General features: G+C 68.4%; 18 protein-coding genes and 1 pseudogene. 7 read left to right on the forward strand and 12 right to left on the reverse strand.

Going from position 1 to position 17,304, the window contains the following annotated elements:
* Positions 1 to 134 (reverse strand): annotated as a pseudogene (locus QZ755_RS07025) (5-aminolevulinate synthase); the annotation flags it as partial.
* Positions 135 to 229: 95 nt separating this feature from the next.
* Entirely contained in the window at positions 230 to 1,027 is a 798-nt protein-coding gene (gene murI / locus QZ755_RS07030; RefSeq protein WP_294321211.1) for a glutamate racemase, read from the reverse strand.
* Between the two features lie 115 nt (positions 1,028 to 1,142).
* On the opposite strand from murI, the gene plsY reads away from it, so the two are divergent.
* The 4 genes from plsY (at position 1,143) to topA (ending at position 6,232) form a co-directional block, all read left to right on the forward strand.
* Positions 1,143 to 1,733 (forward strand): glycerol-3-phosphate 1-O-acyltransferase PlsY, encoded by a 591-nt coding sequence (plsY, locus tag QZ755_RS07035; protein WP_294321214.1) that lies wholly within the window; start codon positions 1,143 to 1,145, stop codon positions 1,731 to 1,733.
* 4 nt (positions 1,734 to 1,737) lie between these two features.
* A complete protein-coding gene (gene dprA / locus QZ755_RS07040) occupies positions 1,738 to 2,847 on the forward strand; it encodes a DNA-processing protein DprA (RefSeq protein ID WP_294321468.1) in 1,110 nt (369 codons plus the stop codon).
* Between the two features lie 59 nt (positions 2,848 to 2,906).
* A complete protein-coding gene (locus QZ755_RS07045) occupies positions 2,907 to 3,557 on the forward strand; it encodes a hypothetical protein (protein WP_294321217.1) in 651 nt (216 codons plus the stop codon).
* Positions 3,558 to 3,649: 92 nt separating this feature from the next.
* Complete coding sequence (topA, locus tag QZ755_RS07050; RefSeq protein WP_294321220.1) at positions 3,650 to 6,232, forward strand: type I DNA topoisomerase; 2,583 nt, start codon at positions 3,650 to 3,652, stop codon at positions 6,230 to 6,232.
* A 15-nt stretch (positions 6,233 to 6,247) separates the two neighbouring features.
* Here topA and QZ755_RS07055 read toward each other — a convergent pair whose 3' ends face one another.
* The 7 genes from QZ755_RS07055 to QZ755_RS07085 form a co-directional block, all read right to left on the reverse strand.
* Complete coding sequence (locus tag QZ755_RS07055) at positions 6,248 to 6,394, reverse strand: hypothetical protein (protein WP_294321222.1); 147 nt, start codon at positions 6,392 to 6,394, stop codon at positions 6,248 to 6,250.
* A 60-nt stretch (positions 6,395 to 6,454) separates the two neighbouring features.
* On the reverse strand, positions 6,455 to 6,748 hold the full coding sequence (locus tag QZ755_RS07060; protein ID WP_294321224.1) for a hypothetical protein: 294 nt from the start codon (positions 6,746 to 6,748) through the stop codon (positions 6,455 to 6,457).
* A gap of 222 nt (positions 6,749 to 6,970) precedes the next feature.
* On the reverse strand, positions 6,971 to 7,399 hold the full coding sequence (locus tag QZ755_RS07065) for a TIGR01244 family sulfur transferase (protein ID WP_294321225.1): 429 nt from the start codon (positions 7,397 to 7,399) through the stop codon (positions 6,971 to 6,973).
* Between the two features lie 61 nt (positions 7,400 to 7,460).
* Complete coding sequence (gene recQ / locus QZ755_RS07070; protein WP_294321228.1) at positions 7,461 to 9,230, reverse strand: DNA helicase RecQ; 1,770 nt, start codon at positions 9,228 to 9,230, stop codon at positions 7,461 to 7,463.
* 104 nt (positions 9,231 to 9,334) lie between these two features.
* On the reverse strand, positions 9,335 to 10,117 hold the full coding sequence (locus tag QZ755_RS07075) for a class I SAM-dependent methyltransferase (RefSeq protein ID WP_294321231.1): 783 nt from the start codon (positions 10,115 to 10,117) through the stop codon (positions 9,335 to 9,337).
* Positions 10,114 to 11,046: an alpha/beta hydrolase gene (locus QZ755_RS07080; protein ID WP_294321233.1), complete on the reverse strand. Its 933-nt coding sequence runs from the start codon at positions 11,044 to 11,046 to the stop codon at positions 10,114 to 10,116. The genes QZ755_RS07075 and QZ755_RS07080 overlap by 4 nt, the downstream gene beginning before the upstream one ends.
* 71 nt (positions 11,047 to 11,117) lie before the next feature.
* Positions 11,118 to 12,935 carry an ABC transporter ATP-binding protein/permease gene (locus QZ755_RS07085; RefSeq protein ID WP_294321236.1) on the reverse strand — a complete coding sequence of 606 codons (1,818 nt, stop codon included), beginning with the start codon at positions 12,933 to 12,935 and terminating at the stop codon, positions 11,118 to 11,120.
* A gap of 94 nt (positions 12,936 to 13,029) precedes the next feature.
* On the opposite strand from QZ755_RS07085, the gene QZ755_RS07090 reads away from it, so the two are divergent.
* Together QZ755_RS07090 and QZ755_RS07095 are read left to right on the forward strand one after the other, a co-directional pair.
* Positions 13,030 to 13,266 carry a hypothetical protein gene (locus QZ755_RS07090; protein ID WP_294321239.1) on the forward strand — a complete coding sequence of 79 codons (237 nt, stop codon included), beginning with the start codon at positions 13,030 to 13,032 and terminating at the stop codon, positions 13,264 to 13,266.
* Between the two features lie 98 nt (positions 13,267 to 13,364).
* Positions 13,365 to 14,081 carry a Coq4 family protein gene (locus tag QZ755_RS07095; protein ID WP_294321241.1) on the forward strand — a complete coding sequence of 239 codons (717 nt, stop codon included), beginning with the start codon at positions 13,365 to 13,367 and terminating at the stop codon, positions 14,079 to 14,081.
* A 119-nt stretch (positions 14,082 to 14,200) separates the two neighbouring features.
* Here QZ755_RS07095 and QZ755_RS07100 read toward each other — a convergent pair whose 3' ends face one another.
* The gene (locus QZ755_RS07100; protein WP_294321244.1) at positions 14,201 to 14,542 is read right to left on the reverse strand and encodes a hypothetical protein; all 342 of its coding nucleotides are present in this window, start codon (positions 14,540 to 14,542) and stop codon (positions 14,201 to 14,203) included.
* 127 nt (positions 14,543 to 14,669) lie between these two features.
* Between QZ755_RS07100 and recF the strand changes: the two genes are divergently transcribed.
* The gene (recF, locus tag QZ755_RS07105) at positions 14,670 to 15,737 is read left to right on the forward strand and encodes a DNA replication/repair protein RecF (protein WP_294321247.1); all 1,068 of its coding nucleotides are present in this window, start codon (positions 14,670 to 14,672) and stop codon (positions 15,735 to 15,737) included.
* On the opposite strand, the gene QZ755_RS07110 is transcribed toward recF, so the two are convergent.
* Together QZ755_RS07110 and QZ755_RS07115 are read right to left on the reverse strand one after the other, a co-directional pair.
* The gene (locus QZ755_RS07110; RefSeq protein ID WP_294321249.1) at positions 15,734 to 16,141 is read right to left on the reverse strand and encodes a response regulator; all 408 of its coding nucleotides are present in this window, start codon (positions 16,139 to 16,141) and stop codon (positions 15,734 to 15,736) included. The two genes, recF and QZ755_RS07110, sit on opposite strands and share 4 nt — an antisense overlap.
* Positions 16,131 to 17,222 (reverse strand): GAF domain-containing protein, encoded by a 1,092-nt coding sequence (locus QZ755_RS07115; RefSeq protein ID WP_294321252.1) that lies wholly within the window; start codon positions 17,220 to 17,222, stop codon positions 16,131 to 16,133. The genes QZ755_RS07110 and QZ755_RS07115 overlap by 11 nt, the downstream gene beginning before the upstream one ends.
* Between the last annotated feature and the right edge of the window lie 82 nt (positions 17,223 to 17,304).

Genomic DNA, 17,304 nt, shown 5'->3' on the forward strand with positions numbered 1-17,304 from the left:
TTGGGGAATTGCCCCTTGTTGCGCAGGATGTCGATGAAGACGCGGTAGCGCCCTTCCTCGTGCAGGCGGTCGATCGCCTGTGCGAAGACACGGTTGTAATCGACCGAGCGGGCCGGAACTGCGTCGATGCTCATGGGGCGCGGGTGTACCTGCTGGAACGCGCGGTTGCCAGCGGATAAAAGCGGTTACGGTGATCGGCGGGGTTGGACATATTGTCCAAGGGGGGCGGCTACAGCGCCTCGACCGACCCGAACCCCTGACGTTCCAGCCCCGCCGCGATGGTGCGCTCGCGCTCGCCCAGCCGGGTGAAGACCAGCCGGCTGGGTACCGGAGTCGCGGGAAAGGCCTGGCCGTGCGTCAGTGTCACGATACGGCGGGCGATGCCGGGGCCACCGTCGACGAAGGCAACGTCCGGCGCGATGGCACGCATCCTATCCTCCAGCAGCGGAAAATGGGTGCAGGCATTGACGATCACGTCAATCCGGTCGCCGCCCGGCTGGTCGAACAGCCCGGCCAGTTCGGCGGCGATCGCTGCGGGTGGCGTCGGGGTGCCGGCCAGCGCGCTTTCGGCCAGTTCGACCAGCGCCGCCGATCCGTGGCGCAGCACGGTGCAGTCGGCGGCGAAGCGTGCGGCAAGGTCGTCGACATAGGGCTGGCGGACCGTCGCCTGCGTGCCCAGCACGCCGATTACCCGCGTGGCGCTCCGCTCCGCCGCGACCTTGATCGCGGGCACGGTGCCGACCACCGGCACGTCCAATGCGGCGCGCACCACCGGCAGCGCGATGGTCGAGGCGGTGTTGCAGGCGATGACAACCAGCCGCGGGCGATAGCGTTCGACCAGCCGCCCGAGCAGTGCGGGAACGCGGGCGGCGATCTCTCCCTCGGTCCGGATGCCATAGGGGAAACCGGCCGAATCGGCGGCATAGACGATCGGTGCGGTCGGCAGCAGCCGCGCGGTCGGCGCCACGACCGACAGGCCGCCGACGCCCGAATCGAAGAACAGGATCGGGGAAGCCGCCTCGGTCATGGTCGGATCGCTATTCCTTCAGCCGTGCCCGCCGCGTTGCAAGCCGTCGCCGAACCCCTTACCCTTCGCAGCACGGACGGCAAGGTGAACGGGGGCTATTCTGTCGAGCGCAATATTGTGGTTCCCGCCGGCGGCGGCGTTGCTGATCGGTTATCTGCTCGGATCGATTCCGTGGGGCGTCCTGCTGACCCGCATCGCCGGGGCGGGCGACCTGCGTACGATCGGGTCGGGCAATATCGGCGCGACCAACGTGCTGCGCACCGGGCGCAAGGGGCTGGCGGCGGCGACGCTGCTGCTCGACCTGTTGAAGGGGGCGGCGGCGGTATGGATCGTGCGCGCGCTGTTGCCGGGCGAGGAACTGGTCGCCGGGGCGGCGGCGTTCGTCGGGCATTGCTATCCGCTATGGCTGCGGTTCCGCGGCGGCAAGGGCGTGGCGACGATGATGGGCGTCGTCGTGGCGCTCAGCCCGATCGCGGGGCTGGCCTATGCGATCCTGTGGCTGGGACTGCTGGGGACGGTGCGCATTTCGTCGGTGGCGGGAATGGCGGCGGCGATCGTCGCGCCGATCGCGGCGGCGGCGGTCGGACGGTTCGACCTGGCGGTGCTGTTCCTCGGCCTCGCGCTGATCGTGTTGTGGAAGCATCGCGAGAATATCGCGCGGCTGATGGCGGGGACCGAGCCGAGGATCGGCCGCAAGCGTGACTGAGCAGGTGGTTGAGCGGGCCGGTACCGCCGACCAGAACGCCGCGCGGTTCGCGGCGCTGCGGCTGATTCGTTCGGCCAATATCGGCCCGGTCACCTTTCGCGCGCTGATCGAGCGGTACGGCGATGCCGTGGCGGCGATCGAAGCGCTGCCGACGCTGGCGGCGCGCGGCGGCGGACGCGCTCCGGTGCTGGCCGACGAAGCGGTTGTCCGGCGCGAGATCGCGACGGTGCGCGGGCTGGGCGGGCGCTATCTGCTGCTCGGCGATCCTGACTATCCGGCGCTGCTGGCGGAGATCGACAGCGCGCCGCCCGCGTTGATCGTGCGGGGCGACCTGTCGTTGCTGGCGCGGCCGGCGGTGGCGATGGTCGGCGCGCGCAACGCGTCCGCCGCCGCGTGCCGCTTCGCGCGCGGGCTGGCCGAGGAACTGGGCGCGGCGGGCTATGCCGTCGTCTCGGGGCTGGCGCGCGGGATCGATACGGCGGTGCATCAGGGCGCGATCGGCCATGCGACCATCGGCGTGATCGCCAGCGGTATCGACGTCGTGTTCCCGCCCGAAAATGCCGGCTTGCAAGAGGAGGTGGCGACGCGTGGGCTGCTGGTCGCCGAACAGCCGCCGGGCACGCAGCCGCTCGCCCGGCATTTCCCGTCGCGCAACCGGATCATCGCCGGACTGTCGCTGGGTACGGTGGTGGTCGAGGCGGCACCCCGGTCGGGATCACTCATCACCGCGCGGCTGGCCGGCGAGGCGGGGCGCGAGGTGATGGCGGTGCCGGGATCGCCGCTCGACCCGCGCGCGCAAGGATGCAACGCGCTGATCCGTGAGGGCGCGACATTGGTGCAGAATGCGGCCGACGTGGCGGAGATGCTGCGGCCGATCGACGCGCGGGCGGTGCGATCGCCCGGCGGCGTCTATCGCCCCGAACCGGCCGCCGCCGATGCGACCGAAGCGGAGCGGGCGCGGATCGCCGGGCTGCTGGGCCCGGTGCCGGTCGCGGTCGACGAACTGGTACGGCAATCGGGATGCCCGACGCCGGTGGTGCAGACCGTGCTGCTCGAACTGGAACTGGCCGGGCGGCTGGAACGGCACGCCGCGGGGCGGGTCAGTCTGGCGTAGCGTTTAACCGTTTGTTTCTGAGCGCATCCTCATCCTTGCCGAAATAGTTGGAGGATAGAATGACGGTCGAACTGGCGCGTGCCGAGGGTGACAAGGCTCAGGCGTTCTGGCAGCGTGAGGGTGAGCGGATCCGCCGGACGCTCAGCACGCCGCAATGTGTCCGGCTGCACGATAACGATATCCGCAACATCGACGTCCGCCACATGCACAACCGATTTGGCTGGCAGGCCGGCGGGGGTACCCATTGCGCAGGCGCACTATATCGGACCGAAGACTTCATGGCGCTGCCCGAAGCCGATCGATGTGGCACCAAGGCGCTGGGCCAGACGGTTCACATCGAACACACGGTGCCGGTCGCGACCTTAACCCGTTACATCGTCGGTTCAGATCGGATCGATCCAGAAGATACCGTCCTGTGGGTGCTGACCCATTCCGTCGTGACCGGTGTTACAGACGGCCCGGCCGGGGAACGGCATCGAATGGTGCGTCGCGGTCAGGCTACGCGATCCCATGCGCTTGCGCCGGACCAGGTTGATCACGACCGCCCGTTCCGGCGCTACGATCCCGCCGGACACAGTCCGATCTGGGACATGGTGCGGGGCGAGCGGATCGATCCGGAACGGTTCAGCTTTGCGGACCATCGCCACAATATCGCCGTGGCGTTGCGTTGGGCGGCGTTGGACGATTGGGCGGAACGTATGGTGGCGTGAACGTCATACGGGATTAACGATGTGCGACTTGACGTAGCGGTCCCTCCCTCCCCACTCTCGTACGCGTACGCACAAGGACCGACCGCCACATCATGCAGCTCGTCATCGTCGAATCGCCCGCCAAGGCGAAGACCATCGAAAAATATCTGGGGTCGGATTACCGCGTCCTCGCTTCCTACGGTCACGTCCGCGACCTGCCGCCCAAGGATGGGTCGGTGAACCCCGACGACGGCTTCGCGATGGATTGGGAAACCTATGCGGACAAGACGAAGCAGCTGAAGGCGATCACCGATCTGGCGAAGACCGCCGACCGCCTGATCCTCGCCACCGACCCTGACCGCGAGGGCGAGGCGATCAGCTGGCACGTGCAGGAGGTGCTGAAGAAGCGCCGCGCGCTGCCGAAGGAAGTAGAGCGCGTCACGTTCAACGCGATTACCAAGCCGGCGATCCTGGCGGCGATGAAGGCGCCGCGCGACCTCGATACCGATCTGATCGATGCGTACCGGGCGCGCCGTGCGCTCGACTATCTGGTCGGGTTCACGCTGTCGCCGGTGCTGTGGCGCAAGCTGCCCGGCGCCAAGTCGGCGGGCCGGGTGCAGTCGGTGGCGCTCAGGCTGCTGGTCGAGCGCGAGCGCGAAATCGAGACCTTTATCGCGCAGGAATATTGGTCGGTCGTCGCCAGGATGGAGGCCGATGGCACGCCGTTCGATGCGCGTCTGGTCAAGCTGAAGGGCAAGAAGCTCGACAAGCTGTCGCTGGGCGATGCCGGGTCGGCCGAGGTCGCGAAGGCGGCGGTGGTCGATGGCCGCTTCACCGTCGTCAATGTCGAGACGAAGCCCGCGACGCGCAATCCGCCGCCGCCCTTCACCACCTCGACGCTGCAGCAGGAGGCGGCGCGCAAGCTCGGTTTCTCCGCCAGCCATACGATGCGGGTGGCGCAGTCGCTGTATGAGGACGGCGCGATCACGTACATGCGGACCGACGGCGTGCAGATGGACGGATCGGCGATCGATGCCGCGCGTGGGGCGATCGCGAACCGCTATGACGGCAGCTATGTCCCCGACAAGCCGCGCCAGTACCAGACCAAGGCCAAGAATGCGCAGGAAGCGCACGAGGCGATCCGCCCGACCGACTTTTCGAAGGACCGTGCGGGCAGCGGCGATCATGCGCGGCTGTACGACCTGATCTGGAAGCGGGCACTGGCCAGCCAGATGGCGTCGGCGCGACTGGAGCGGACGGCGGTCGAGCTGGAGGACCAGACCGGGCAGACCGGGCTGCGCGCGACCGGACAGGTGGTGTTGTTCCCCGGCTATCTCGCCTTATACGAGGAAGGGCGCGACGATGCGGCGGACGAGGATTCGCGCCGCCTGCCGCTGCTCCGGTCGGGCGATGCCCCGGCCAAGAAGGACGTGGTTTCCGAACAGCATTTCACCCAGCCGCCGCCGCGCTTCTCCGAAGCGTCGCTGGTCAAGCGATTGGAGGAACTGGGGATCGGGCGCCCGTCGACCTATGCCTCGATCATCCAGGTGCTGAAGGATCGCGGCTATGTCCGCGTCGAGAAGAACCGGTTCTTCGCCGAGGAAACCGGGCGGCTGCTGACCGCGTTCCTCGAACGCTTCTTCGAGAAATATGTCGGCTACGACTTCACTGCCGAGCTGGAGGAGGAGCTGGACGACGTGTCGGGCGGCCGCGCCGAATGGCAGGCGGTGCTGGAGGCGTTCTGGCGCGACTTCAAGCCGCGCACATCGGAAGTGATGGAGCAGCAGCCGAGCGCGATCACCGCCGAGCTGGACCAGTTCCTGGGATCGTACCTGTTCCCCGAAAAGGCGGATGGCACCGACCCGCGGCTGTGCCCGAATTGTGGTGAGGGGCGGCTGGCGCTGCGCGGCGGCAAGTTCGGCGCGTTCATCGCCTGCTCCAACTATCCCGAATGCAAATATACCCGCCGCTTCGCGCAGCCGGGCGGCGAGGACGGCGGCGATGCCGGGCCGGAATCGCTGGGCAAGGACCCGGAGACGGGGCTGGAGGTCGAACGCAAGTCGGGACGCTTCGGGCCGTACATCCAGCTGGGCGAGGGCAAGGAGGCCAAGCGCGCGTCGATCCCGAAGGATATCGGTGAGCTGAACCTCGAATGGGCGCTGAAGCTGCTGAGCCTGCCGCGCACCATCGGCAACCACCCGGAAACGGGCGAACCGATCGAGGCGGCGATCGGGCGCTATGGCCCGTACCTCAAGCACGCCGGCAAATATGCGCGGTTGCAGTCGACGGCGGACGTGTTCGAAACCGGCATGAACGCGGCGGTGGTGAAGCTGGCCGAAGCGGCGGCGGGCGGCGGCCGTCCCGCGCGCGGCGCGGCGAAGGAACCGCTGAAGGTGCTGGGCAACCACCCGCGTACCGAGGCGGAGATCAAGCTGATGGAGGGGCGCTATGGCCCCTACGTCACCGACGGCACCACCAATGCGACGATCCCGAAGTCGGTCGAACCGAATGCGCTGACGCTGGAGGAAGCCGCCCAGCTGATCGACGACCGTGCGGCGGCGGCACCGGCGAAGGGCAAGAAGAAGCCGGCGGCCAAGAAGGCCGCGCCGAAGAAGTCGGCGGCGACCAAGGATGGCGCGGTTAAGAAGGCACCTGCGAAGAAGCCGGCGGCGAAGAAACCGGCGGCGAAGGCGTAGCGTACAATATGCTCGTCACGTCCGCGAAGGCGGGAATTCATAGACGCCAGTGGTGCGGATCATGCCGCAGCGTTGGCGTTTAGGGATTTTCGCCTGCGCGGGAATGACGAAAATCCATGCGTATCGCTGGATCTCGATCGGCCTTAATTCGATGCCGGTCATTTCCGTCAACGGGTTCTGCCCCCGGCAGCGCAACGCCGCCGGACCCGTTGGCGTCGTCGATCAGTTGGGCCGCGCGCCCGCCTGCAGAAACGCCCGTGCCGCCTTTTGCGCGTCGGCGATCTGGCGCGGAGTCATGTCGCACGCGATTTCGGCGCGCCATGCCTGTGCCGCCTCGACGCCCGACATCGCGGCGAGGTTGAACCATTTATGCGCCTCGACCAGATCGATCATCGCGCCACCGGTGCCGCTGGAATAGCAGATGCCGAGATCGAACCACGCCGTGCTGTTATTTGCGCCTGCGTCTTCCACCCGGCTTTCCGAGAGGAAGCGGGCGCCTTTCTGACTAATGCCCATGTTCTAAACCCCCATTGGTACAGGCACGAAATTGCCGGCAGGGGGTTGCGATTTGGTTAACGCCAAAAACCAAAGCGGTTCAGTGCGTTAACGTACCGTCGATTAAGCATGTCGGGGCGGATGCCGCTTATCCCGGCGTGTCTCCGCCATGCTGGGGCCGCGTCGTTGCCGGTGTCGGGCAACGGGCCCCTTCCTTTTCCGGGGAGCGCACGTCGATATGGATCAACCCTGGGACAGCGCGTCCAGCATTGGGCGGATGCCAGACAGGTCGTAGCCTGCACCGCCGCCCGCCGCCACCAGCGTGGCCGGATCGCCGCCCTGCTTGGCACGGGCCAGCGCCCACAGGTTGCACGACCGCGTGCCCGACCGGCAATAGGCGAGGATCGGACCATCGGTTTCGTTCAGGATCGTCGCCATCGCGTCGAGCTGCGGATGGCTGAACCCGGCATGGGTGATCGGAATGGCGTGATAGGCCATGCCCGCCGCAGCCGCCGCTTCGGCAATGGTATCGCCCGCCGGCTGGCCGGCTTCCTCGCCCTCGGGCCGGTTGTTGACGATGGCGGTGAAGCCCTGTGCCTTCAGCGTGGCGATGTCGTCGGCGGTGATCTGCGGGCTGACCGAAATGCGGTCGTCGATACGGCGGATGTGCATGGGGGGGAGGATAGCCGGGCGGGGCGACGCGCGCAAATCCTCCCCGGCACGGGGAGGAGCTTTAATGCTGCTTGATGACGCTCAGGAACGCATCGCCGTATGCCTGCAGCTTCTTTTCACCCACGCCGGTGATGCGGCGCATTCCGCCGATGGTTTGCGGCCGGTCCGCCGCCATCTCGCGCAGGACCGAATCGTGGAAGATGACATAGGGCGGCACACCCGCCTCCTGCGCCAGTTCGCGGCGTTTCGCGCGCAGTGCCTCGAACAGCGGGTCGCCGGTCGGGTTCGGGGTGGCCGACGTGCCGTTACGGCCGCGGCGGCGTTCACGCTTGGGGGGCACGATCAGCGACAGCGTGTCGTCGCCCTTCAGCAATCCGCGCGCGGCAGGGCCGAATTCCAGTCCGCCATGGTCGTTGGCGCGCAACGCATCGCGCAGTTGCAGCGCGCGACCGACCGGTTTGAGCAGCGCCAGTTCGTCGCCGTCGACGATATTCCACACCGACAGGTTTTCGTGGCCGTTGGTCATGCTGCGTTCGGTCGACTGGCCGGTCAGCACCTGTTCGATATAGGTCGCGCCGAACATCATGCCGGTGCGGAACACGGCTGAGAGATATTTCCGGGCCACCTGTGTCGCATCGACGGCGTTGGGCGGGGTCAGGCAATTGTCGCAATTCCCGCAAGTTTCGGGCGGCGATTCACCGAAATGCCGTAGCAGCATCGCGCGGCGACACCCGGCGGTCTCGACCAGCGCGCCAAGGGAATTGAGCCGCTGGCGCTCGCCCGGCTGGCGGGCGGGTTCGACCTCGCCGATCCGCTGGCGGGCGCGGGCGAAGTCGTCGGCACCCCAGAACAGATGCGCGACCGCCGGATCGCCGTCGCGGCCCGCGCGGCCGGTTTCCTGATAATAGGCCTCGATCGATTTCGGCAGCCCGGCGTGCGCGACGAAGCGCACATCGGGTTTGTCGATGCCCATGCCGAAGGCGATGGTCGCGACCATCACCATGTCTTCGGACGCAACGAAGTCATGCTGGTTGCGCTGTCGCACCGCCGGGTCGAGGCCGGCGTGATAGACGCGGACCGGGCGGCCGGTCTTTGCCAGCGCCTCGGCCAGTTTCTCGGTGCCGGCGCGTGACTGGACATAGACGATGCCGGGGCCGGGGGTGGCGGCGATCACGTCGGCGATCTGGCGCGTGCCCTGATCGCGCGGGGTGATGTGGTAGCGGATGTTCGGGCGGTCGAAGCCGGCGACGATCAGTCCGTCGTGCGGGATGCCGAGCTGTTCGAGGATGTCGGCACGGGTATGCGCGTCGGCGGTGGCGGTCAGCGCGAGGCGCGGGACGTCCGGAAACTGGTCGAACAGCGGGCGCAGCAGGCGGTAGTCGGGGCGGAAGTCGTGGCCCCATTCGCTGACGCAATGCGCCTCGTCGATCGCGAACAGCGACAGGTTGCCGCGCGCGAGCAGTTCGCGAAAATCGCTGCCCGACGCGCGTTCGGGCGCGACGTAGAGCAGGTCGAGTTCCCCGTCGAGGAACCGGCCACGCGTTTCCGCGCGGTTGTCGTCGGCGGAGGTCAACGTCGCGGCGCGGATGCCGACGGCGGTGGCGGCGCGCAGCTGGTCGTGCATCAGCGCGATCAGCGGCGAAACGACGACGCAGGTGCCCGACAGCATCTGTGCCGGTAGCTGATAGGTCAGCGACTTGCCCGCACCGGTCGGCATCACCGCCAGCGTGCGCTGTCCGGCCAGCACCCGGTCGACCACCTGCCGCTGCACCCCGCGAAAGTCGGGAAAGCCGAAGGTGGATTGCAATACGGGGATCGGGTCGAGCGCCATCGGGTTTCACCTAGGGATGCGGGGCAGGCGCGTCGAGGGGTGGTGGAAGCTTGATCCTGTCCTCCGGACCTCGCACTGGCCCGCGCTGGAGTGGCGTATCGGTCCTATTCCAACCGTATCGCGCGCCAGCCTTCGCCGGTGATGGCGGCTTCCCCCACCGTCCCGCGATAGGTGCGGCCGCCGGCGGTGAAGCTGAGCGCCGTCCCGCGCAAGGTTCCGGTCAGAGCTGCACCGCCCAGCATACCGGTCACGTCCTGAAACCGCTGGTCGATCGTCAGCGGTACCTGACGCCCGTCGCCCAGCGTCGCCCGCCAGGTGCCGCCCGCCACCGCCGGGACGATCCACAGATAGACGCGGCGGTCGCCGACCGGCCGCTCCATGTCGGCGCGCCAGTCCCCCATGTCGAAGGCATGGGCGACGATGCGCGTACCGGGCCGGAGTTCGGTCAGCAGGCGCGGGCGGAGCGCCAGATTGATGCGCGGCAACAGGTACATCGTCACCACGCTGGCATCGCTTAGCGGCGTGGCGAACAGGTTGGCGGCGGTGAAGCGCGCGCGATCCTGCAGACCGAACAGCGCGGCGTTGCGGCGGGCGCGCTCGACCAGGGTTGGGTCGATCTCGACGCCGTTTGCCCGTGCGCCCAACCGCGCGGCGGCGATCGGGATGCGGCCATCGCCCGACCCCAGGTCGATCAGCGTGTCGGCAGGACCGACCCCGGCGATCGACAACATCGCGTCGACCACCGGTTCGGGGGTGGGAACATAGGGGACGTCATAGCTCGGCTCGCGCGCGGCGATGCCCCTGCCGGCGAGGATGTCGCCCATCCCGTCGCCATAGGCACTGCACCCGCCGAGCAGGACGGCGAGGAGCAGCGCCCGGCGTCTCACGCGGATGCCGCCGTGCGCAGCCATCGGGCGGTGTCGGCGGCGTGGGTGACCGGGATCATATGGCCGCCGTCGATCCTGGTCAGGGTCGCGCCCGGAATCTCGCCGGCGGTCACGTCGCCCTGGCTGACCGGATCGAGCAGTTCGTCGTCGCGGCCGTATAGAATGGCGACCGGCAGCCTGATCGCGCCATAGCGCGGGACCATCGTCGCCAGCGCGCGATTGGCGTCGGTCAGCTCAGCCGCGCCCGCCTGGAAACTCGACGGACGCAGCGCGATCAGCCCGCCGCCGCGCGTGCCGAAATCGAGCGGCACGGGATCGGGCGCGAAGACCTGTTTCGATACGGCCGGCCCGGTCAGCGTGGTCAGCGGCACGCCGACCGTCCATGCGGCAAGGCCGCGCAGCGCCTCGGGCGGGGCCTTGCCCCGGAAGATCGCGGGCATGGCGGTCATCCGCTGCGTCAGCGGGGCGATCAGCGCGAGGCCGCGGATCTTCGACGGCTGGTTCAGCGCCATGGCCAGCGCCACCGCACCGCCCATCGAATGCCCGACCAGCAACGGACGGTCGAGGCCCAGCGCGTCGATCAGGTCGGCGATCATCCGCGCCTGCGTCTCGATCGGGGGATGATCGCCCTCGACGGTCGAATGGCCCCAACCGGGGCGGTCGACGACGATCAGCCGGTGGTCGGCCAGCTGGCCGGTCAGTGCATAGGTGAAGTTGCGCAGCTGGCCATAGATGCCGTGGAGCAGGACGATCACCGGGTTGTCGCCGCCGGTATCGACATAGTGCAGCCGCGCCCCTGGCACGTCGACGAACGCACCGTCCGCCGGGACCAGTGCCTCCGACGCGCTGGCGGCGAGCGCCGTCCACAACGCCAGCCCGCCACCGACCAATGCGGTCGTCGTCGCCGCCTTCTTCAAGGTATCCTTCACGCGCGTTCCTCCCGCAATGCGCCGGGGATACGCGTCAGCGCGGCGCAGTGTCCATGGGCGATGGTAAACGCTTACGCCTCGGCCAGTGCCGCCTCGCGCTCGTCGGCCTGGCGCGCCCACATTTCGGCATAGGTGCCGCCCAGGCGCAGCAGGTCGGCGTGCGATCCGCTTTCGGCCACACGCCCGCCTTCCAGCACGACGATGCGGTCGGCATGGACCACGGTCGACAGGCGGTGGGCGATGACGATCGTGGTGCGGCCGCGCTCGATCGCTTCCAGCGTGTCGAGGATGTCCGCCTCGGTCCGGCTGTCGAGCGCGCTGGTCGCCTCGTCGAGGATCAGGACAGGCGGGTTCTTCAGCAGCGTACGGGCGATCGCCACGCGCTGCTTCTCGCCGCCCGACAGTTTGAGGCCGCGTTCGCCGACGCGGGTGGCGAAGCCTTCGGGCAGGCTGGCGATGAACGGCGCGATGGAGGCGCCGCGGGCCGCCTCCGCAATCTCGCCTTCGGTCGCAGCGGCCCGGCCATAAGCGATGTTGTAGCCGATGGTGTCGTTGAACAGCACGGTATCCTGCGGCACGATGCCGATCGAGCTGCGCAGCGACGCCTGCGTTACCGCGGCAATATCCTGTCCGTCGATGGTGATCCGTCCGGCGGTGGGATCGTAGAAGCGGAACAACAGGCGGGCGAGTGTCGACTTGCCCGCGCCCGATGGCCCGACCACCGCCAGCGTGGTGCCGGGCGGAATGTCGAGATCGATGCCGTTCAGGATCTGGCGCCCGTCGCCATAGCCGAAGCCGACCCCTTCGAACCGGACATGGCCTTGGGTCACGGCGAGCTTCGGGGCGCCGGGGGCATCGACGATTTCGGCCGGCGCGTCGATCAGGTCGAACATCGCACCCATGTCGACCACCCCCTGCCGCACGGTGCGATAGACCATGCCGAGCAGGTCGAGCGGGCGGAACAGCTGGGTCAGCAGGGTCGACACCAGCACGACGTCGCCCGGCGTAAAGCGGCCGCTCGACCAGCCGAACACGATCAGCGCCATGCCCCCACCCAGCATCAGCGCCGTAATCAGTGCCTGCCCGATATTGAGCAGCGCCAGCGAGTTTTCGGACTTCACCGCCGCATCGGCATAGCCGGCGATGGCGCGGTCGTAGCGTTCGGCCTCGCGTTCCTCCGCCCCGAAATATTTGACCGTTTCGAAGTTCAGCAGCGAATCGACCGCATGGGCGACGGCGCCGGTATCGAGATCGTTCATCCGTTCGCGCAACGCCGAGCGCCAGTCGGTGACCCAGCGGGTGAAGACGATGTAGAACACCACCATCGCCACCGTCCCGCCGACCAGCCAGCCGCCGAAGCGCGTGCCGAAGATCGACAGGACCAGCGTGAGTTCGAGGATGGTCGGCGCGATGTTGAACAGCAGGAAATACAGCATCGTGTCGATGCTCTTCGTGCCCCGCTCGACCACCTTGGTCACCGCGCCGGTACGCCGTTCGAGGTGGAAGCGCAGCGACAGCGCGTGGAGGTGGCGGAACACCGACGCGGCCAGCCGTCGCGTCGCATCCTGCCCGACGCGTTCGAACACCACGTTGCGCAGATTGTCGAACAACGTGCCGCCGAACCGCGCCGCCGCATAACCCGCGACCAGCGCGACGACCAGCCACAGCGCGTCGCGCGATCCCGCCGCCATGGTGTCGATCGCGCCCTGCAACGCGAACGGCGCGCCATAGACCTGCACCAGCTTCGACGCGACGACCAGCAGCAGTGCGGCGACGATGCGGACCTTCAGCCCCGGCGCATCGGCGGGCCAGAGATAGGGAATGAAGCGGCGGAGCGTCGCCAGCATCGGCCGGGTCGGACCGGAGGCGGAATGGGTTTCGGGCGGCATGGCAAGCGCCATTTGGGGCGGCCGGCGCGGATAGGCAACGCTTCGTCGGAACAAGGTGCATACCAAAGTATTGAAACCGTCGAGGAGACGGGAAATGGCACCTCTGGTCTATGTCATGGCGATCCTGGGTTGCGGCGACGATGGCGCGACCTGCACGCGGGAGCGGGTTGCTCCGGCGAGCTATACATCGGTCGCCGAATGCCAGGCAGCGATGCCGACCATCCTCGCCAGCAATACCGACCTGTCCTATCCGGTCATCAGCGCATCGTGCGAGCGCGGCGGCCGGTTCGTGGTGGACAACGCCCAGCCGAAGAAGCCCAAGGCAGGCTGATCCCTCCGGCTTGACGATCCGCGGTCGCTGCAATACTTACATTGCTGTAAGTAGCGGAGGTGGCCATGGCGACGCAGCACGTCGATACGATACAGCCAATGCGACGTGACTGGGGCGCGGCATGGGGTGCGCTCAAGCGCCTGCTCGCCGATGGCAACGACACGGTGCAGGTGTTCCGCATCATGCGTGCGTTGAACGCCGATACCAGCCATCGCAACTATGCGCGCCTGCTGCGCGAACCGGATGGCGGGCGGATCGCCTACGATCATGTCGAACTGGCGCGGCGTTTCTCCGATCGCGCCTGGGTCGACGCCCTGCCCGATGGCAGCGTCGGCGCGCAGTATCGTGCCTTTCTCGATCGCACCGGATTTTCGGCACAGGGGCTGGCCGACATCAGCTATGCCGATGGCGAGGGGTGGCAGGACGCCGCCCATCCGGTCGCGTGGTTCGGCCGGCGGGAGCGGGATGTCCACGACATCTGGCACATCCTGACCGGCTATACCGCCGAGGAGCATCTGGGCGAGGCGTGCCTCGTCGCATTTTCCTATGCGCAGACGGGCGGGCTGGGATGGGCGGCGATCGCCGTGGGCGCCGCGCTGAAGTCGCTGCGCGTCACCGGCGAGCGGGCGTTCGCAAAGGCGGTGTGGGAAGGGTATCGGCATGGGCGGCGGGCGAGGTGGCTGCACGCCGAGGATTATGAGGCGCTGCTGGCCGAACCGCTCGATGCGGCGCGGCGACGGCTGAAGATTGCCGAACCGGTCGCTTATCACGCTGCGCAAGCGCGCTTGCGTGAACAGGGGCTGGCGGGGATCTGACGACCAACCCGATAGCGGGCGTCACCCGAGTGCAGGCCAAGATCTCAAGCGGCGCCTGTCGCACGCTGTAACGCGAATATCCCAGCCTTCGCTGGGGTGGCGATGGAATCGGCGGGGCGTTATTTGGCCAGCGCGGCGCTCGCCTGCGCCTCGCCACGGTCGCGCACCGCCTTGGCCCGCGCTTCCGCCTGTTGCTTGACCAGCTTCGCTTCCTCGCGGATCGCATCGGCGCGGACCTTCAGCCGTTCGGCGTCATAACCGCCGGCCTGTCCGGCCTGATTGACCAGAGCCTCCGCCTCGACCTTCATCTGCGCGGTCTGGTTTTCGGCGGCGGCTTCGATCGCGTCGGCTTCGGCATCGGCCTGGTCGCGCAACTGGTCCGCACGCTGCTGCTCGGGGCTTTGCGAGCCGCAGGCAGTGAGCGCGAAGGCGGCAGCGGCCATCAGGACGAAACGGGGCATCGGCGATTCCTGTCGTAAGTCGAACCTTCCAAATTCGCGAGGCGCCGGAAAGTTTCGTTCGTATAACAAAGCGCCGGTGGCCCAAGGGTTTCGCGTCGGCGTCCGCACCGCTAACGGTCAAGGCCACATGCTGACCCGCCTGACCCTGACCGATTTTCGCAACCATGCGGGCGGCACCATCGAACCGGGTGCGGGCTTCGTCGTGCTGAGCGGTCCGAATGGCGCGGGCAAGACCAATGTGCTGGAGGCGGTGTCGCTGCTGGCACCGGGCCGTGGCCTGCGCCGTGCGCCGCTGTCGGACATGGCGCGCGAAGGCGGGGCAGGCGGCTTCGGTGTCGCCGCCGACCTGCCCGACGATGTGCGGATCGGCACGGGGACGCAGGCGAACGCGCCCGAGCGGCGGATCGTGCGCATCAACGGCGCGGGCGCGGCGGCGACGGCGCTGGCCGAATGGCTGTCGGTGCTGTGGCTGACCCCGGCGATGGACCGGCTGTTCGTCGAACCGGCGGGAGAGCGGCGGCGGTTCCTCGACCGGATGACGCTGGCGCTGAACCCGGCCCATGCGACGCAGGCGACCCGCTATGACGCGGCGATGCGCCAGCGCAACCGGCTGCTGGCGGAGGATACGACCCCCGATCCCGACTGGCTGTCGGCGCTGGAGGCGCGGATGGTCGAACATGGGGTGGCGTTGGGCGCGGCACGGGCGGATTCGGTCGCCATGCTGGAGGAACGGATCGCGGCGCTGGCGGCGACCGATTTCCCGCGGGCGGCGCTGTCGCTGGAGGGGTGGCATGGCGACGCCGCGCTGTTCGCCCGCGAGCTGGCGGCGGGGCGTGCGCGCGATGCGGCGGCGGGGCGGGCGCTGAGCGGACCGCACCGCGTCGACCTGATCGTCACCGACCGCGACCGGGGCATGGCGGCGGCGCGCTGTTCGACCGGCGAGCAGAAGGCGCTGCTGCTGGGGCTGGTGCTGGCTCATGCCGAACTGGTGGCGGAGCGCGCCGGGCGGCGGCCGGTCCTGTTGCTCGACGAAGTGGCCGCGCATCTCGACCCCGCCCGCCGCGCCGCGCTGTTCGCGCGGGCGGCGGGGGCGGGACAGGTATGGCTGACCGGTACCGAGGCGGCGTTGTTCAGCGATATTCCGGGCGATGCCACCGGCTATCATGTCGCAGGCGGGCGGATCGAGCGGGTTTAGTAGAAGCGCAACTCGGCCGGTACGCGCTCCGGCATCTTCCCGGCCAAGCGGACCAGCACGGCGTCGATCACCCGGTCCAGTGCGGCGGCCTGGAACGGCTTTGCGACGCAACCCAGGATCAGCGGATGATCGGCGACGTCCGGGCAATTGCCGCTGAGAAACAGGCAGGGAATGCCGCGCTCCGCCAGCGTCGCTGCCACGCCGCGTCCGCAATCGCCATGCGCCAGCCGGACGTCGCAGAGCGCAAGGTCGGGCCGGTCGGCCTCGGCCAGCGCCAGCGCCTCGGCACGGGTATCGGCGATGCCGGTGACGATATGGCCGTGCAGGACCAGCGCGTCTTCCACGAGCATCGCGACCAGCGCCTCGTCCTCGACCAGCAGGATGCGCAGGGCGTCACCCATCATGGCGGCCGGGCACGGCGATTGTCAGGCGGTCGCCGCCATCGCGCGCGACATCGGCCCGCAGCTGTCGCGCCAGCCCGCGCACCAGGCGGCTGTCGTCCAGCGTCGGGCGTGGCTGCCCCATCGCGACACCGGTCAGCGTCACGCGCAGCAGGTCGGCGGTCATGTCGATCGCGACGTGGCTTACAATATCGGGTTCGGCACCGACCAGGGCATGGGTCAGCAGCGCGACCGCTGCGGCCTGTTCGATCGGCAGGGCGGGGCTACCGGTCACCGCAATATCGACCGGTTCGTCGTCGTCGCGTTCCACCAGCGATTCGATCAGCCCGGCGATGTCGATCCGGCTGGGGCGGTCGGTCGCATAGAGCGGGCGATGCGCGGCGGCGAGAACCTCCAGCCGGGCGGCGGCGGCGGTGAGGGCAGTGCGCGCCGCATCGTCCGCCGTATCGGCCGCGCCCAGCCGGACGACGGCGACGGCGGTCTGCAGCGCGTTGCGGACCCGGTGGTTGAGTTCGGCCAGCAGCCGCTCGCGCGATGCGATGCCCGCGCGCAACTCCGCCTCGATCTTCAGCCGGTATTTTGCCAGCGCGACATAGTGGCAGATGGTGTGGAGGAAGGTCAGTTCGTCGGGATCATAATGGTCGGTCCAGCGCCGACCGAAGCCCAAGGTGCCGAGCAATTCGGTGCCATGGACCAGCGGGGTACAGGCATAGGCATCGATGCCCAGCCCGCGGACGAAATCGGTCAGCGGATCGTCCGACGACTGGATACCGAACGCCTGGATCGGGCGACGCTCGCGCGCAGCGCAACCGCACACCGCCTGTCCCACGATCAGTTGCGCACCGGCCGCCGCTTCCTCCTCGGTCAATCCGGCATGGGCGACCAGCGTCAGCACATCGCCGTCGAGCCGGTAGTTGAAGAAGATGTCGAGCCGCAGCTCCTCGGCGATCAGCGCGAAGAGATCGTCGACCATCGCGGCCGGGTCTTTCGCCGCGAGCAGCCGGTCGGCCGCTTCGCCCAGCAGGCGCAGGTGACGACGGGGCAGCGCGTCGACAGCGATGTCGGCCGATTTGGGTTCGGACATACCGGGTTACTAAGCCCGCGATTCTGCCGTTGCCAGCGCGAAGTGGCCGCAAAATCGGCCATCTTCTTGACCTGTGTCAGGA

This window comes from uncultured Sphingomonas sp. (assembly GCF_913776855.1).
Taxonomy (GTDB): domain Bacteria; phylum Pseudomonadota; class Alphaproteobacteria; order Sphingomonadales; family Sphingomonadaceae; genus Sphingomonas.

Excerpts from the sequence above, each read along its gene's own strand:
- recF (WP_294321247.1), top strand. The coding sequence starts at position 14,670 with ATGCTGACCCGCCTGACCCTGACCGATTTTCGCAACCATGCGGGCGGC.
- QZ755_RS07060 (WP_294321224.1), bottom strand. The coding sequence starts at position 6,748 with ATGGGCATTAGTCAGAAAGGCGCCCGCTTCCTCTCGGAAAGCCGGGTG.
- topA (WP_294321220.1), top strand. The coding sequence starts at position 3,650 with ATGCAGCTCGTCATCGTCGAATCGCCCGCCAAGGCGAAGACCATCGAA.
- QZ755_RS07100 (WP_294321244.1), bottom strand. The coding sequence starts at position 14,542 with ATGCCCCGTTTCGTCCTGATGGCCGCTGCCGCCTTCGCGCTCACTGCC.
- QZ755_RS07095 (WP_294321241.1), top strand. The coding sequence starts at position 13,365 with ATGCGACGTGACTGGGGCGCGGCATGGGGTGCGCTCAAGCGCCTGCTC.
- QZ755_RS07055 (WP_294321222.1), bottom strand. The coding sequence starts at position 6,394 with ATGACCGGCATCGAATTAAGGCCGATCGAGATCCAGCGATACGCATGG.
- QZ755_RS07110 (WP_294321249.1), bottom strand. The coding sequence starts at position 16,141 with ATGATGGGTGACGCCCTGCGCATCCTGCTGGTCGAGGACGAGGCGCTG.
- QZ755_RS07115 (WP_294321252.1), bottom strand. The coding sequence starts at position 17,222 with ATGTCCGAACCCAAATCGGCCGACATCGCTGTCGACGCGCTGCCCCGT.
- QZ755_RS07045 (WP_294321217.1), top strand. The coding sequence starts at position 2,907 with ATGACGGTCGAACTGGCGCGTGCCGAGGGTGACAAGGCTCAGGCGTTC.
- murI (WP_294321211.1), bottom strand. The coding sequence starts at position 1,027 with ATGACCGAGGCGGCTTCCCCGATCCTGTTCTTCGATTCGGGCGTCGGC.
- QZ755_RS07065 (WP_294321225.1), bottom strand. The coding sequence starts at position 7,399 with ATGCACATCCGCCGTATCGACGACCGCATTTCGGTCAGCCCGCAGATC.
- QZ755_RS07085 (WP_294321236.1), bottom strand. The coding sequence starts at position 12,935 with ATGCCGCCCGAAACCCATTCCGCCTCCGGTCCGACCCGGCCGATGCTG.
- QZ755_RS07090 (WP_294321239.1), top strand. The coding sequence starts at position 13,030 with ATGGCACCTCTGGTCTATGTCATGGCGATCCTGGGTTGCGGCGACGAT.
- recQ (WP_294321228.1), bottom strand. The coding sequence starts at position 9,230 with ATGGCGCTCGACCCGATCCCCGTATTGCAATCCACCTTCGGCTTTCCC.